General features: G+C 69.4%; 16 protein-coding genes. 2 read left to right on the top strand and 14 right to left on the bottom strand.

From position 1 onward, the window contains the following. Positions 1-41 precede the first annotated feature (41 nt). From hisI to ACFWAY_RS23635, 13 genes are all read right to left on the bottom strand, one after another. The gene (gene hisI / locus ACFWAY_RS23695; protein WP_105413692.1) at positions 42-386 is read right to left on the bottom strand and encodes a phosphoribosyl-AMP cyclohydrolase; all 345 of its coding nucleotides are present in this window, start codon (positions 384-386) and stop codon (positions 42-44) included. Next, entirely contained in the window at positions 383-1,156 is a 774-nt protein-coding gene (gene hisF, locus ACFWAY_RS23690; protein WP_005247506.1) for an imidazole glycerol phosphate synthase subunit HisF, read from the bottom strand. The genes hisI and hisF overlap by 4 nt, the downstream gene beginning before the upstream one ends. Next, entirely contained in the window at positions 1,153-1,986 is an 834-nt protein-coding gene (locus ACFWAY_RS23685; RefSeq protein ID WP_378512382.1) for an inositol monophosphatase family protein, read from the bottom strand. Before ACFWAY_RS23685 ends, hisF begins: the two co-directional genes overlap by 4 nt. Positions 1,987-1,995: 9 nt before the next feature. Continuing rightward, positions 1,996-2,730, bottom strand: a complete 735-nt coding sequence (priA, locus tag ACFWAY_RS23680; RefSeq protein ID WP_378512381.1) for a bifunctional 1-(5-phosphoribosyl)-5-((5-phosphoribosylamino)methylideneamino)imidazole-4-carboxamide isomerase/phosphoribosylanthranilate isomerase PriA — start codon at positions 2,728-2,730, stop codon at positions 1,996-1,998. 19 nt (positions 2,731-2,749) lie between these two features. Further along, positions 2,750-3,007 carry a membrane protein gene (locus ACFWAY_RS23675; protein ID WP_005247513.1) on the bottom strand — a complete coding sequence of 86 codons (258 nt, stop codon included), beginning with the start codon at positions 3,005-3,007 and terminating at the stop codon, positions 2,750-2,752. Then, a complete protein-coding gene (hisH, locus tag ACFWAY_RS23670) occupies positions 3,004-3,639 on the bottom strand; it encodes an imidazole glycerol phosphate synthase subunit HisH (RefSeq protein ID WP_378512380.1) in 636 nt (211 codons plus the stop codon). Before hisH ends, ACFWAY_RS23675 begins: the two co-directional genes overlap by 4 nt. A gap of 9 nt (positions 3,640-3,648) precedes the next feature. Further along, on the bottom strand, positions 3,649-4,830 hold the full coding sequence (locus ACFWAY_RS23665; RefSeq protein ID WP_378512379.1) for an MFS transporter: 1,182 nt from the start codon (positions 4,828-4,830) through the stop codon (positions 3,649-3,651). Further along, on the bottom strand, positions 4,830-4,982 hold the full coding sequence (locus ACFWAY_RS23660; RefSeq protein ID WP_378452507.1) for a hypothetical protein: 153 nt from the start codon (positions 4,980-4,982) through the stop codon (positions 4,830-4,832). Before ACFWAY_RS23660 ends, ACFWAY_RS23665 begins: the two co-directional genes overlap by 1 nt. Positions 4,983-4,995: 13 nt before the next feature. After that, positions 4,996-5,610 carry an imidazoleglycerol-phosphate dehydratase HisB gene (gene hisB, locus ACFWAY_RS23655; protein ID WP_005247522.1) on the bottom strand — a complete coding sequence of 205 codons (615 nt, stop codon included), beginning with the start codon at positions 5,608-5,610 and terminating at the stop codon, positions 4,996-4,998. Next, on the bottom strand, positions 5,607-6,749 hold the full coding sequence (locus ACFWAY_RS23650; protein WP_378512378.1) for a histidinol-phosphate transaminase: 1,143 nt from the start codon (positions 6,747-6,749) through the stop codon (positions 5,607-5,609). The genes hisB and ACFWAY_RS23650 overlap by 4 nt, the downstream gene beginning before the upstream one ends. After that, complete coding sequence (gene hisD / locus ACFWAY_RS23645) at positions 6,746-8,068, bottom strand: histidinol dehydrogenase (RefSeq protein WP_378452509.1); 1,323 nt, start codon at positions 8,066-8,068, stop codon at positions 6,746-6,748. The genes ACFWAY_RS23650 and hisD overlap by 4 nt, the downstream gene beginning before the upstream one ends. A 106-nt stretch (positions 8,069-8,174) precedes the next feature. Then, the gene (locus tag ACFWAY_RS23640) at positions 8,175-9,236 is read right to left on the bottom strand and encodes a putative zinc-binding metallopeptidase (RefSeq protein WP_378512377.1); all 1,062 of its coding nucleotides are present in this window, start codon (positions 9,234-9,236) and stop codon (positions 8,175-8,177) included. Positions 9,237-9,346: 110 nt separating this feature from the next. After that, the gene (locus tag ACFWAY_RS23635; protein ID WP_378452511.1) at positions 9,347-11,290 is read right to left on the bottom strand and encodes an acyl-CoA dehydrogenase family protein; all 1,944 of its coding nucleotides are present in this window, start codon (positions 11,288-11,290) and stop codon (positions 9,347-9,349) included. An 87-nt stretch (positions 11,291-11,377) separates the two neighbouring features. Here ACFWAY_RS23635 and ACFWAY_RS23630 point away from each other — a divergent pair, with 87 nt between their 5' ends. After that, a complete protein-coding gene (locus tag ACFWAY_RS23630) occupies positions 11,378-12,655 on the top strand; it encodes a glycoside hydrolase family 1 protein (protein ID WP_378512376.1) in 1,278 nt (425 codons plus the stop codon). Positions 12,656-12,691: 36 nt separating this feature from the next. Beyond that, a complete protein-coding gene (locus ACFWAY_RS23625; RefSeq protein WP_378452513.1) occupies positions 12,692-13,321 on the top strand; it encodes a LysE family transporter in 630 nt (209 codons plus the stop codon). A 123-nt stretch (positions 13,322-13,444) separates the two neighbouring features. On the opposite strand, the gene ACFWAY_RS23620 is transcribed toward ACFWAY_RS23625, so the two are convergent. Further along, positions 13,445-13,843 (bottom strand): transposase (locus tag ACFWAY_RS23620; protein ID WP_378512375.1); only part of this gene is annotated, 399 nt, incomplete at its 5' end.

Below are 13,843 nucleotides of genomic sequence, written 5' to 3'. Positions count from 1 at the left end.
GCCCGAGGGCATGCGGACATTCTGCCCGAGCGTCGAGGTAGCTACTCGGCGGCGAGAAGCACGTCGGTGTCGAAGCAGGTGTGCGTGCCCGTGTGGCACGCCGCCCCCTCCTGATCGACGACGAGCAGCACGGTGTCGCCGTCGCAGTCGAGCCGCACCTCGTGGACGTACTGCGTGTGACCGGACGTCTCGCCCTTCACCCAGTACTGCTGACGGGACCGGGAGTAGTACGTGCCCTTGCGAGTGTCGAGGGTGCGCGCGAGTGCCTCGTCGTCCATCCACGCCACCATCAGGACGTCGCCCGTCGACCGTTCCTGCGCGACGGCACTGAACAGTCCTGCCTCGTTGCGCTTGAGCCTGGACGCGATGGCGGGGTCGAGGCTCATCGGACGGTGATCCCTTCTTCACGCATGGACTTCTTCACGTCGCCGATCGTCATGTCGCCGAAGTGGAAGACACTGGCGGCCAGGACGGCGTCCGCGCCGGCGCCGACCGCGGGCGCGAAGTGCTCGACGGCGCCCGCTCCCCCGCTGGCGATCACCGGCACGTGCACGGCGGCGCGCACCGCCCGGATCATCGGCAGGTCGAAACCGGCCTTCGTGCCGTCGGCGTCCATCGAGTTGAGCAGAATCTCCCCGACACCCAGTTCGGCGCCGCGGACCGCCCACTCGACCGCGTCGATACCGGTGCCGCGCTTGCCGCCGTGAGTCGTGACCTCCCACCCCGACGGGGTGTCGGGCTGACCCTGCGGCACGGTGCGCGCATCGACCGACAGCACGATGCACTGGGAGCCGAAACGTTCGCTGAGTTCGCGGAGCAACTCGGGCCGGGCGATCGCCGCGGTGTTGACGCTCACCTTGTCGGCGCCCGCGCGCAGCAACCGGTCGACGTCCTCGACGGTGCGGACACCGCCGCCGACCGTGAGCGGGATGAAGACCTGCTCCGCCGTCCGGCTCACCACGTCGAGCATGGTGCCCCGGTCCGCGGTGGACGCGGTGACGTCGAGGAACGTGAGTTCGTCGGCTCCCTGGGCGTCGTACGCGGCGGCCAGCTCGACGGGGTCACCCGCGTCCCGCAGGTTCTCGAAGTTGACGCCCTTGACGACGCGTCCGGCATCGACGTCCAGGCACGGGATCACTCGAACCGCCAGAGTCATTGTGTACGCCCTCCTGCAGGCTCGGAACGAGGATCACCCAGTGATCCGAGGATATCGAGAATTTCGCCGTGCACTCCGGGCGCTCCGGCCAGCACCGAGTCGGATGTCACGGTCCAGGGCTTGCCGCCCAGATCCGTCACCACACCACCCGCGGCGCGCACCAGCGCGACACCGGCGGCGTTGTCCCACGCATTGTGGCCGAACACCACCGCGCCGCCGAGTATTCCGGCCGCGGTGAACGCGAGGTCGACGCCGGTGGATCCGTGAATCCGGATCCGCGAGGACACCCGGCTGAGCTGCGCGAGGACCTGCAGCCGGTACGCGCCGGGAATGCGCCCGCGACTGTCGATGTTCAGTGCGCCCAGGCCCACGATCGACGACGCCAGCGACGTGCCACCGAGCGCAGGCAGGGGCTTGCCACCTTCGAGCAGCGGACCATCCGCGACAGCCGCATACCGCCGCCCGACGAGCGGCAGCCACGTGAGACCGAGAACGGGAACCCCGTCGTCGAGCAGCGCGAGCAGCGTGCCCGCCGTGGGCAGACCGGCCGAATAGTTGAACGTGCCGTCGATGGGGTCGAGCACCCAGACGGGTCCGCTGCCCACGTCGGGGCCGCCGAACTCCTCGCCGTGGACATCGATGCCGGTCCGGTCGCGCAGTTCGCCGGTCAGCCGCTTCTCGAGTTCGAGGTCGACGGCGGTCGCGAAGTCGTCGGGACCCTTGTGGACGGCGCTGGGCGCACCCACACCCGAGACGAACCGGTCGTGCACTCCGTCGAGCAGCCCACTGGCGACGGCGAGGAGCTCCCGGGGATCACGGGACAGGGTCATGGCGGGAACTCAGCCCGAGACCGCGGCGAGCGCCTCGGGGAGGGTGAACCGCCCCGCGTACAGCGCCTTGCCGACGATGGACCCCTCGACCCCCTGATCGACGAGTCCGGCGATCGCCCGGAGGTCGTCGATGGTGGACACGCCGCCCGAGGCGACGACGGGAGCATCGGTGGCCGCGCAGACCTGCGCGAGGAGTTCGAGATTGGGGCCGGTCAGGGTGCCGTCCTTGCTGACGTCGGTGACGACGTACCGGGAGCAGCCGTCCTTGTCGAGCCGGGCGAGCGTCTCCCACAGGTTTCCGCCCTCGGTGACCCAGCCGCGGCCGCGAAGCTGGTACTCACCGTCGACGAGGCGCACGTCGAGACCGACCGCGATCTTCTCGCCGTACGTGGCGATGGCGCGGGCACACCACTCGGGGTTCTCGATGGCGGCGGTACCGAGATTGACGCGTCCGCAGCCCGTGGCCAGTGCGGCTTCGAGGGACGCGTCGTCGCGGATCCCACCGGACAGTTCCACATGGACGTCGAGCTCCCCCACCACGTCGGCGAGGAGTTCACGGTTCGAGCCGCGACCGAACGCGGCGTCGAGGTCGACGATGTGGACCCACTCGGCACCGTCGTTCTGCCATGCGAGGGCGGCATCACGAGGCGAGCCGTATCCGGTCTCGCTTCCTGCCTCCCCCTGGACGAGGCGAACAGCTTCACCGTTGACGACATCTACAGCAGGCAAAAGGACCAGGCTCACGTGCGACAACCCTAGTCGCTCAGCGGTCGGAACCCGGCTCCGGGTCCTCGGGATCGGGACCGTAGGCGTTGCGGGTCATGCGTTTCGACACGTAGCCCATGGCCGCGATCGCGCCTGCGACGCCGAGCAGCCCGACGATCAGCCCGAGGACGGGGCCCGGCTTCACCACCAGAATGATCGCGGTGGCGAGGACCAGCACCGCGGTGGCGGCGCCCATCGCGTACACCGCGAGCCTGCCGATCGACAGGTCACCGCGCCCGTCCCCGGGTTCGGTCACAGACTGCGAACCCAGTTCCGGAGCAGCTCCGCGCCGGCGTCGCCGGACTTCTCGGGGTGGAATTGTGTGGCGGACAGCGCGCCGTTCTCGACGGCGGCGAGGAACTTGCCCCCATGGTCGGCCCACGTCAGGGCGGGGGGCGCCAGCCGCTCCGGCGTCGGCAGCTCCCAGGTCTGGGCGGCATACGAGTGGACGAAGTAGAACCGGGTGTCGGGATCGATACCGGCGAACAGCGTGCTGTTGTCCGGCGCGTCGACCGTGTTCCACCCCATGTGCGGCAACACGTCGGCCTGGAGCCGTTCGACGGTGCCGGGCCATTCGCCGCAGCCCTCCGCCTCGACGCCGAACTCGACTCCGCGTTCGAAGAGGATCTGCATGCCGACGCAGATCCCGAGGACCGGCCGTCCGCCGGCCAGACGCTGACCGATGATCCGCTCCCCGCGGACCGCGCGCAGTCCCTCCATGCACGCGGCGAAGGCGCCGACGCCGGGAACCACCAGACCGTCGGCTTCGAGTGCGACCTTGTGATCGGATGTGACCTCGACGCGCGCGCCGGTCCGGGCCAGAGCGCGGGTGGCCGAATGCAGGTTGCCGGAGCCGTAGTCGAGGACGGCAATGGTGGAGACGGTCATGACACAACCTTATCCGGCGGCTGCACGACGCCCGAGAGTGCGGCCGACGACCATCCCGACGGCCGGGACCACCGCGACCGCCGTCGCCGCGACCGCGAACACCCAGGAGTACCCGGCCGCCGACGCGACGGCTCCGAGCGCGAGGGAACCGAAACCGGTTCCGGCGTCGAACCCGATGTTCCATCCGGCGCTCGCCGAGCCGAATCGGGCCGGTCCCGCGGCGGTGAAGATCATGACGAGGGATTCGTTCTGCACCGCACCGAATCCGAATCCGAAGGCCAGGGCCGCGCACACCAGCAGCGGCACCGGCGCACTCGTCGCCGCGGCGAGGGCGAACAACACCAGGCCGAGGCACACGAACGCCAGGGCGGGAACCAGGGCGCGGCCCACCCCCAGCCGGTCGGAGAACGATCCTGCGGCGTACCGCCCGATCAGCGTCGCACCGCTCGAGACGGCGAGGATCACCCCGGCGAGCGAGGCCCGCTCCGAGATCGCGATCGGCAGCAGGCTGGACAGACCGCCGAATGCGGCCGCCGAGATCGCGATCGCGAGCCACGGCGTGAGCAGGACGGCGAGCGGGATGCGGTCCTGCGACGCGCGATCCGCGGGGGCGTGAATCGCGGGGAGCCGCGTGATCGCGACGACCGCGAGAGCGGGAATGAGAGCACCGATCACGAAGACGGGGGTCGCGGACCAGTGCTGCATGATCGCGAGCCCCGCGGGCAGCCCGACCATCTGCGCGGCGGCCACCGCGATTCCCTGCGCACCCGTCGCCCGGCCGAGCATCTGGCGGGGAACGAGTTCGGCGACCAGCGCACTACTGGCGACGGTGAGCATGCCGAAGCCCGATCCGCGGACGGCCGACACGGCCAGCACCGGGATCGCCTCGGTGGACAGCAGGAGGAGCAGCGACGGCGGCCCGAGCAGCATGCAGCCGACGGCGAGCACCCAGCGATGCCCCCACCTGCGCAGGAGCCGGGGCACACCGAGTTGCGTGACGACGGTCGCGGCCATGAACACGGCCGTCACGCTGCCGGCGAGCGTGTCCGAGCCACCGGACAGCGAGACGATCAGCGGCACCACGGGCAGGAGCACCGCCCAGCCACCGAACGCCGCCGCGCCCATCACCATCGCGGCGGGCATGCCGCGGGTGCGGAGCAGGCCGCGGCGCGGCTCCACTGCGACGGGCACTACGTCAACCTGAGAACGCCCGCCACGGCTGCCAGCACCGCCAGTGCCAGCAGCACGCCCGAGGCCAGTTTGTTGAACTTCCACATGGAGTACGCACCGCCCGCCGCGATACCCGCGGCGATGAACAGGACGTAGACGAGGACGACACTCACGAATGCGTCCGGATCACAGGCTGCCCTTGGTGGACGGCACACCCGTGACGCGGGGATCCGGTTCGACCGCCTCGCGCAGTGCGCGGGCGACGGCCTTGAACTCGGCCTCGGTGATGTGGTGCTGATCGCGCCCATAGAGCACACGCACGTGCAGGGCGATGCGCGCGTTGAGCGCGATCGACTCGAACACGTGCCGGTTGATCACCGTCGCGTACGGCACGCCCGGGTACCCGCCGATGACGGCGTGCAGCAGGTGTTCCGGTTCGCCCGTGTGGACGCAGTACGGACGCCCGGACACGTCGACCGACGCGTGCGCGAGCGTCTCGTCCATGGGGATGAACGCGTCACCGAACCGTCGGATGCCCTTCTTGTCGCCGAGCGCCTGACCGAGCGCCTGTCCGAGCACGATCGACGTGTCCTCCACCGTGTGGTGCGCCTCGATCTCGATGTCGCCCTTCGCGTGGACGGTGAGGTCGAAACTCGCGTGGGAGCCGAGCGCGGTCAGCATGTGATCGAAGAACGGGACCCCGGTGGAGACGTCGACGATGCCGGTACCGTCGAGGTTCAGTTCGACGGTGATGCTGGATTCCTTGGTGGTGCGCTCCACGCGGGCGATGCGGTCGGTCATCCTCGGTCTCCTGAGCTGGTGAGTTCGGTGGCGGCGATCTCGTCGCTCGCCACGATGAAGGCGTCGTTCTCGGAGGCCAGCCCGACGGTGGCGCGCAGATATCCGGGGATGCCGACGTCCCGGATGAGCACTCCGCGGTCGAGGTAGGCCTGCCAGGCGTGGGCACTGTCGGTGAACTCACCGAACAGGATGAAGTTCGCGTCGCTGGGGATGACACGGAACCCCGTGTCCTCCAACGCCTTCGACACCCGAACCCGCTCCGTGGCGAGTGCGTGCACGCTGCCGAGCGTCTCGTTCGCGTGCCGCAGCGCCGCGCGGGCAGCGGCCTGCGTGACCACCGACAGGTGATACGGCAACCGGACCAGGAGCAGTGCCTCGATGAATGCCGGTGCGGCCGCGAGGTATCCGAGCCGGCCGCCGGCGAAGGCGAACGCCTTGCTCATCGTCCGCGACACGACGAGCTTCGACGGGTACTCGTCGATCAACGTCAGGGCACTCGGCGCGTCGGAGAATTCCGCGTACGCCTCGTCGACGATCACGATGCCCGGCGCCGTGTCGAGGACCCGGCGCAGTTCCGCGATGCCGACGCTGTGCCCGGTCGGATTGTTGGGGCTGGTGACGAACACGACGTCGGGCCTGCGCTCGGCGATCGCCGCGGTCGCGGCGTCCACGTCGAGCGCGAAGTCGGCGCGCCGGAAGATCGGCAGCCACTCGGTTTCGGTGCCGTCCGCGATGATCGGGTGCATCGAGTACGACGGCACGAAGCCCATCGCGCTGCGACCGGGACCGCCGAACGCCTGCAGCAGCTGCTGCAGGATCTCGTTGGAGCCGTTGGCCGCCCACACGTTGTCGACCGTCACCGGCACCCCCGTCTGGCGGACGAGGTATGCAGCGAGGTCGGTGCGCAGGGCCACCGCGTCGCGATCGGGGTAGCGGTGCAGTTCCCGCGCTGCCTCCCGCACGGACTCCGCGACGTCGTCGACGAGTGCCTTCGTGGGCGGGTGCGGGTTCTCGTTGGTGTTCAGCTGAACCGGGACGGTCAGCTGCGGCGCCCCGTACGCCGACTTGCCGCGCAGATTCTCCCGGATCGGCAGGGCGTCCACCCCGATCGACGAACCCGGCACGTTCGCCGCGGTCACCGCAGCGCCTCGAACCGCAGCCGCACGGCCTCGCCGTGCGCGGGCAGGTCCTCGGCGTTCGCGAGGGTGATGACGTGGCCGGAGACCTCCTTCAGCGCGGATTCGGAGTAGTCGACCACGTGGATGCCGCGCAGGAACGTCTGGACGCTCAGGCCCGACGAGTGCCGGGCGCAGCCCGCGGTGGGCAGGACGTGGTTGGACCCGGCGCAGTAGTCGCCGAGGCTGACCGGCGCCCACGCGCCGACGAACACCGCGCCCGCACTGGTCACCTTCGTGGCCACGGCGGTGGCGTTCTCGGTCTGGATCTCGAGGTGCTCGGCGGCGTACGCGTTGACCACCCGCAGCCCGGCCTCGACGTCGGAGACCAGGACGGTGCCCGACTGCGTGCCGGACAACGCGGCGGTGACGCGCTCCTTGTGCTTGGTGATCTCGAGTTGCGCGGCCAGCGCCGTGTCGACGGCGTCGGCGAGTTCGACGCTGGACGTGACGAGCACGCTCGCGGCCAACACGTCGTGCTCGGCCTGGCTGATCATGTCCGCCGCGACGTGCACGGGGTCGGCCGTGTGGTCGGCGAGGATCGCGATCTCGGTGGGGCCTGCCTCGGCGTCGATGCCGACGAGACCGCGGCAGAGGCGCTTGGCGGCGGTGACGTAGATGTTGCCGGGGCCGGTGATGAGGTCGACGGGGGTGAGTTCGGCGCCGTTCGTGTCGGTGCCGCCGTAGGTGAGCAGGGCGACTGCCTGACCGCCGCCGACGGCCCACACCTCGTCGACGCCCAGCAAGGCGGCCGCGGCGAGGATGGTCGGGTGCGGCAGACCACCGAACTCGGACTGCGGCGGCGAGGCCACCACGAGGGACCGGACACCGGCAGCCTGCGCGGGGACCACGTTCATCACGACGCTGGACGGGTAGACGGCGTTGCCGCCGGGGACGTACAGCCCGACGCGGTCGACGGGCACCCACCGTTCGGTGACGGTGCCGCCCGGGACGACCTCGGTGGTGGTGTCGGTGCGGCGCTGGTCGGCGTGGACCTTGCGGGTGCGTTCGATCGCGACCTCGAGGGCGGCGCGGACGGCCGGATCGAGTTCGCCGAGGGCGCGGTCCAACTCGGACTGCGGCACCCGCACCTGCGCGGGGCGGACTCCGTCGAACTTCTCGCTGAATTCGAGGGCCGCGTCGGCGCCGCGCTCACGGACCGACTCGACGACGGGGCGAACCTGATGCAGGACCGCGTCCACATCCACTCCACCTCGAGGAAGTGCGGCGCGAAGTTCGGCCGTGGAAGGGGTACGACCACGAAGGTCGGTGCGGGCGAGCATGAGAGGTCCTCTCTGCGGCTGTCGGGACACGGTGTGTCGGACGAGCGGACTGTTCTGCGGAGAACAGGGCTCGACACCGATTATCCAGGATAGGCGCACCCCGTTTTCACCGGTCGGCGGCCGACCGGGTTTCCGTCGACGCCGGTGCCGGCTCGTCCCACACCGGGGCGGGCTGGATCAGCGAGTGGATGAACCGCATCTTCTCCAGGACCGCGGCCGGAAGCACGAACGGATACAGGTCGTGATGCCCCATCGACCTGTTCAGCTGGTTGAGCGCCCACGACAGCGGCAGCCACCAGTCGATGATCTGGTCGAACCCCACGTCACCACTGAGTTCGCTGCTCGTCGTCGCTCCGGCGGGCGCCATCGCGAAGGCTGCCGCGGTATCCAGGGCGTCCCGGATGTGCAGGTAGTGCGCAAAGGTCTCCGCCCAGTCCTCGGCGGGGTGCATCGTGGCGTAGGACGACACGTAGAGCCGGCCCCAGCCCTTCGGCGCGCCCTCGCTGTAGTGACGTTTCAGCGCGGCCTGGTAGTCGCGGTCCGGATCCCCGAACAGGTCCTCGAATCGGGCGCGCTCGGCGTGGTCCCGGATCAGCATCATCTGGTAGTAGTGCCCGACCTCGTGCCGGAAGTGGCCGACGAGCGTGCGATACGGCTCGTCCATCTCGACGCGCAACTGTTCCCGGTGCACGTCGTCGCCCTCGGCCAGGTCCAGGGTGATCACCCCGCCCGCGTGCCCGGTCACCACCGGGGTCCGTGCGCTCGACAACAGGTCGAAGGCCAGCCCGGTGCCGGGGTCCTCGAACTTGGGGACGATCGGGAGACCGAGTTCGTCGAGTTCGAGAACGACCCGCCTCTTGTTGGTCTCGGCGGTCGCGAACGCGGCCAGGCCCTCGTCGTCACCGTCCGCGGGACGCGTCCGCGTCAACCGGCACGACGTGCACAGGCTCTGGGCGTCGTCGTTCCGGACGAGCCAGTTGCACTTCGCCGTGGTGGCATTGCCGCACCGCACCCACGTGTCGCCGTCCACCTCCGCCCGGTCCGCGCCGTCGAGGACGACGATGGACCGGCTCGGCAGGTGGAATCCCAGAGCGCTGTCACATTTCAGACAGAGACTGTTCTCGAGCGAAAGTCGTTGGCCGCATTTACGACACATGAAGCTGCGCACTGGTGTTCCCTCGGCTCGTCCCGCCCGCGTCCGAGACACCGGCGAGCGCCACGCTGGTGTGCGCGTCTCCTCGGAGAGTACCGCCGAGGAGACGCGGGGAACCCGACGGCCTAGAGGCGGGTCGAGTGCAGGAACCTCCTCGCCAGGTTTTCCTCGGTGGACGCGCCGGGGGTCCACTCGGTGATCCACGGACCGGTGCCTTCGCTGGGATCGACCACCCCCCGCTCCAGCCACGCATACCGTCCCTCAAGGATCGAGTGCGCGACCTGCTTGTCCACGTCGTCGGTGTTGTGCCACAGACCGTCGAACAGCTTCTCGACCCGCAGTGACGCCTGCCGGCAGAACACGTCGGCGAGTTCGTAGGCGGCCGCGCCCTCGGCCTCGTTCTCCTCGCGCTGCATCTCCGCCTTGACGCAGGTGGCGGACATCGCGAACAGTTCGGCGCCGATGTCCACGACCCGGCCGAGGAAGCCCTGCTGCTTCTCCAGCGCCGCCTGCCACCGGGCCATCCCGTAGAACGTGGAGCGGGCCAGCTTGCGGGAGTGCCGTTCGACGAACCGCAGGTGCTTGGCCAGAACACCGAATTCGCTGTACGCCGTCGGCACCTGGCCCTTGCCTGCCACGAGTTGCGGCAGCCACTTCGCGTAGAAACCACTCGCCTTGGCGGCCGCGCGGGCCTTCGCACCGGTGTCGGCGTGCGGGTCCGCGAGATCGCCCGCCGCTGTGAGGTGCGCGTCCACGGCCTCGCGCGCGACCAGCAGCCGCATGATCTCGCTCGAACCCTCGAAGATCCGGTTGATGCGCAGGTCGCGGTCCAGCTGCTCCACCGGCACCGCCCGTTCACCGCGGGCGGCCAAAGACGCCGCAGTCTCGTATCCGCGACCGCCGCGGACCTGGATCAGCTCGTCGGAGATGACGCAGGCCATCTCGGACGACCACAGCTTGGCGAGCGCCGCCTCGATCCGGATGTCGTTGCGACCCTCGTCGTTCATCTGCGCCGACAGGTCCACCACGGCCTCGAGGGCATAGGTGGTCGCGGCCATGAACGACAGCTTGTTGGCGACGGCCGTGTGCTCGGCGATGGGCTTGCCCCACTGGACGCGGACGCCGGACCATTCGCGGGCGATCTTCAGCGACCACTTCCCGGCCCCGGCGCACATCGCCGGAATCGCCAGCCTGCCGGCGTTGAGGGTGGTGAGCGCGATCTTGAGTCCGTCGCCTTCCCGGCCGATCAGGTTCTCGCGGGGAACGCGGACCTTGTACATGCGGGTGACGCCGTTCTCGATCCCCCGCAGTCCCATGAACGCGTTGCGCCGTTCGACGGTGATGCCCGGGGTGTCGGCCTCGACGACGAAGGCGGAGATGCCGCCGCGGTGACCTTCGCTCTTGGGTACCCGCGCCATGACGACGAGCAGTTCGGCGACGACGCCGTTGGTCGTCCACAGCTTTACGCCGTCCAGTTCGTAGGCTTCACCGCCTTCGATGGGGGTCGCGGAGGACGCCAGCCGCGCGGGGTCGGAGCCGACGTCGGGTTCGGTGAGGAGGAAGGCGGAGATGGCGCCGCGCGCGCAGCGCGGCAGGAACTCGCGCTTCTGCTCGGGGGTGCCGGCCAGCTTGAGCGGTTCGGGGACGCCGATCGACTGATGCGCGGACAGCAGCGCGCCCAGGCTCGGATGCACCGACGCGACGAGCATCAACGCCCGGTTGTAGGCCACCTGAGAGAGTCCGAGGCCGCCGTACTCCTCCGAGATCTTCAGGCCGAAGCAGCCGAGGTCGGCGAGGCCGCGGACGTATTCGTCGGGAATGCGCGACTGGGATTCGATGACGCTGCCGTCCATCTCCTCGCAGTAGGCGCGGAGGCGAATGAGGAATTCCTCGGCCTTTGCGGCGTCCTCCGTCGCCGGCCGCGGGAAGGGATGAACCAGATCCAGCCGGAACCGTCCCAGAAACAGTTCTTTCGCGAACGAGGGTTTGTCCCAGCCGGATTCCCTCGCCTCCTCCGCGACCGCTCGTGCTTCTTCCTCGGTGACCTTGGGAGCTGAGGTGTCGACCATGACGCGCCTCCTACTGGCGGGTAGTCCTACTCACCAGTATCCCCCAATCGGCGCACTCGGGACAGCGTTTCCGCTACTCTTCGGCCGATGCGGACTCCCTCCCGACTCCTGGGCGCCGGCGTGGTCCTCCTCTGCTTGCTGGCGCCCGCCACCGCGGCGCACGCGGCCCCGCTCCCCGACGACTTCCTGTGGGGCGTGGCGACGTCCGGGTTCCAATCGGAGGGTTCCTCACCCGACAGCAACTGGCGGCGGTATTCCGACTCCGGGCGGACCCACGACGCGATCGGCAACTCCGTCGACTTCCGGCACCGCTACACCGAGGACATCACCCGAGCCGCGGACCTGGGTGTCGACGTCTTCCGGTTCGGCGTCGAATGGGCCCGCCTGCAGCCGGTCCCGGGCGTGTGGGACGAGACCGAACTGCGGTACTACGACGACGTCGTTCACGAGATCACCAGCCGCGGAATGACCCCGATGATCACGCTCGACCACTGGGTGTATCCGGGGTGGGTCGCCGATCGGGGTGGCTGGGCCGACCCGGACACTGTCGACTACTGGCTCGCGAACGCGCAGAAAGTGATCGAGCGCTATTCCGGTGTCGGCGCGCTCTGGATCACGATCAACGAACCGACGGTGTACGTGCAGAAGGAGCTGATGTTCGGCGGCATCGGCCTCGACCGGGCGCCGCAGATGCTCGACCGGCTCGTCGAGGTCCACCGCCGCGCCTACGATCTGATCCACGAGAACGACCCGGGCGCCCGGGTGAGCAGCAACCTCGCGTACATCCCGGCCGCCATGGACGCGGTCGACGCCACCTTCGTCGACCGGGTCCGCGACAAGCTCGACTTCCTCGGCGTCGACTATTACTACGGACTGTCCCTCGACAACCTCACCGCGGTAAACGCGGTCACCGACGCCTTCTACGACATCAGCCCCCAACCGGACGGCATCTACCACGCCCTGATGCGGTACACCCGCAAGTTTCCGGGACTACCGCTGTACGTCGTGGAGAACGGCATGCCCACCGACGACGGGAAACCGCGACCGGACGGCTACACGCGGTCCGATCATCTCCGCGATCACGTCTACTGGCTGGAGCGCGCGCGGGCGGACGGCGCCCCGGTGATCGGATACAGCTACTGGTCGATCACCGACAACTACGAGTGGGGCACGTACCGTCCCCGGTTCGGTCTGTTCACCGTCGACGCGCTGACCGATCCCACCCTCACCCGGCGACCGACCGATGCGGTGACGACCTACCGGGAGCTCGTTGCGAACGGGCTCCCGCCCGGCTATGAACCCGAACGCCGTGCCGGTGTCTGTTCCCTCGTGAATCCGCCGCTCAGCTGCATCGATCCCCCGTAGAACGGTTGCCGCCGGGGCGCGACGTACCATCGCCTGGTGTCGTGGCAGATGTGGTGTGCAGTGCTCGGGGCCTCGTGCGTGATCAGTTTGTCCCCGGGGGCGGGCGCGATCGCGTCGATGGCCGCGGGGATGCGGTTCGGGTTGCGTCGCGGCTACTGGAACATCGCGGGTCTCCAGCTGGGGTTGCTGCTGCAGATCGCGGTGGTCGCCGCCGGACTCGGGGCGCTGCTCGCGAACTCGACACTCGCGTTCACGGTGATCAAGTGGTTCGGCGTCGCATACCTGGTGTATCTCGGCATCCGGCAGTGGCGGGCGAGTGCGACCGATGTGTCCGGCGTCGACGGCGAGGTCGCCGAGACCAGCGGTCCGGCGATGACCCTGCGCGGGTTCCTGGTCAATGCCAGCAACCCGAAGGCCGTCGTCTTCATGCTCGCGGTGCTCCCGCAGTTCATCACCCCGTCGGCGCCGCTGCTCCCCCAGTACCTGATCATCGCCGCCACCATGGTCGCGGTCGACGTCGTCGTCATGACCGGCTACACCGGGCTGGCGTCGAAGGTCCTGCGGCTGATGCGGTCACCACGGCAGCAGCGCACCACCAACCGGACGTTCTCCGGATTGTTCTTCGTCGCGGCCACGTTCCTGGCGACGATTCGCCGCGCCGTCTGATCCGTGAGTACTTCTTAACCGCGGGGGGGCTGTTGCGGAATTGAGTGGTCGTGGCCCGGGTGCGGTTGCCCGGTGACGTGATCGGGGGTGTGTGGGTCACCCCACCCTCCACCGGTTCTCGGGTTACCCGGTGGCGGGGAGGGGGGTGCCTCCGGTCAGGTGGGTGAGGATCTTGCCGAGGTTGTGCACGGCGGCGTGGAACGCCCATTCGCTGCGGGCGCGGTCCAGTCCGCGGCTGGTGAAGCGGCGGAATCCGAGGTTGTGTTTGGCGTGCCCGAACACGGTTTCGGCGATGGGTGAGCGTTTGCGGTAGGTGGCGATGCCGGCCTCGGTGCGCAGCCGATGGGCCATCGCGAGGAGGGGGTCGTCGGTGTCGGCGGGCCCGGATGCGGGATCGTCGGCCGCGGCCCGGTGCAGGTCTCGGCTCTTGCCGGTGGCGATCAACCGGTCCGGGCCGGGCGCGGTGAGATTCTCGCGGGAGCAGTAACCGGCGTCGAAGAGCATCACCCCGATCAGCTCCTC

Origin of the sequence: Rhodococcus sp. NPDC059968, assembly GCF_042738615.1 — a bacterium.
In the GTDB taxonomy this organism is placed as follows: domain Bacteria; phylum Actinomycetota; class Actinomycetes; order Mycobacteriales; family Mycobacteriaceae; genus Rhodococcus_F.
The sequence above is the reverse complement of the archived record's forward strand: the minus strand, read 5'-3'. Positions and strand labels throughout refer to the sequence as shown.

Bases quoted from the DNA above. Each gene is read 5' to 3' on its own strand.
- hisI (WP_105413692.1), bottom strand. From the start codon at position 386: ATGAGCCTCGACCCCGCCATCGCGTCCAGGCTCAAGCGCAACGAGGCA.
- hisF (WP_005247506.1), bottom strand. From the start codon at position 1,156: ATGACTCTGGCGGTTCGAGTGATCCCGTGCCTGGACGTCGATGCCGGA.
- ACFWAY_RS23685 (WP_378512382.1), bottom strand. From the start codon at position 1,986: ATGACCCTGTCCCGTGATCCCCGGGAGCTCCTCGCCGTCGCCAGTGGG.
- hisH (WP_378512380.1), bottom strand. From the start codon at position 3,639: ATGACCGTCTCCACCATTGCCGTCCTCGACTACGGCTCCGGCAACCTG.
- hisB (WP_005247522.1), bottom strand. From the start codon at position 5,610: ATGACCGACCGCATCGCCCGCGTGGAGCGCACCACCAAGGAATCCAGC.
- hisD (WP_378452509.1), bottom strand. From the start codon at position 8,068: ATGCTCGCCCGCACCGACCTTCGTGGTCGTACCCCTTCCACGGCCGAA.
- ACFWAY_RS23635 (WP_378452511.1), bottom strand. From the start codon at position 11,290: ATGGTCGACACCTCAGCTCCCAAGGTCACCGAGGAAGAAGCACGAGCG.
- ACFWAY_RS23630 (WP_378512376.1), top strand. From the start codon at position 11,378: ATGCGGACTCCCTCCCGACTCCTGGGCGCCGGCGTGGTCCTCCTCTGC.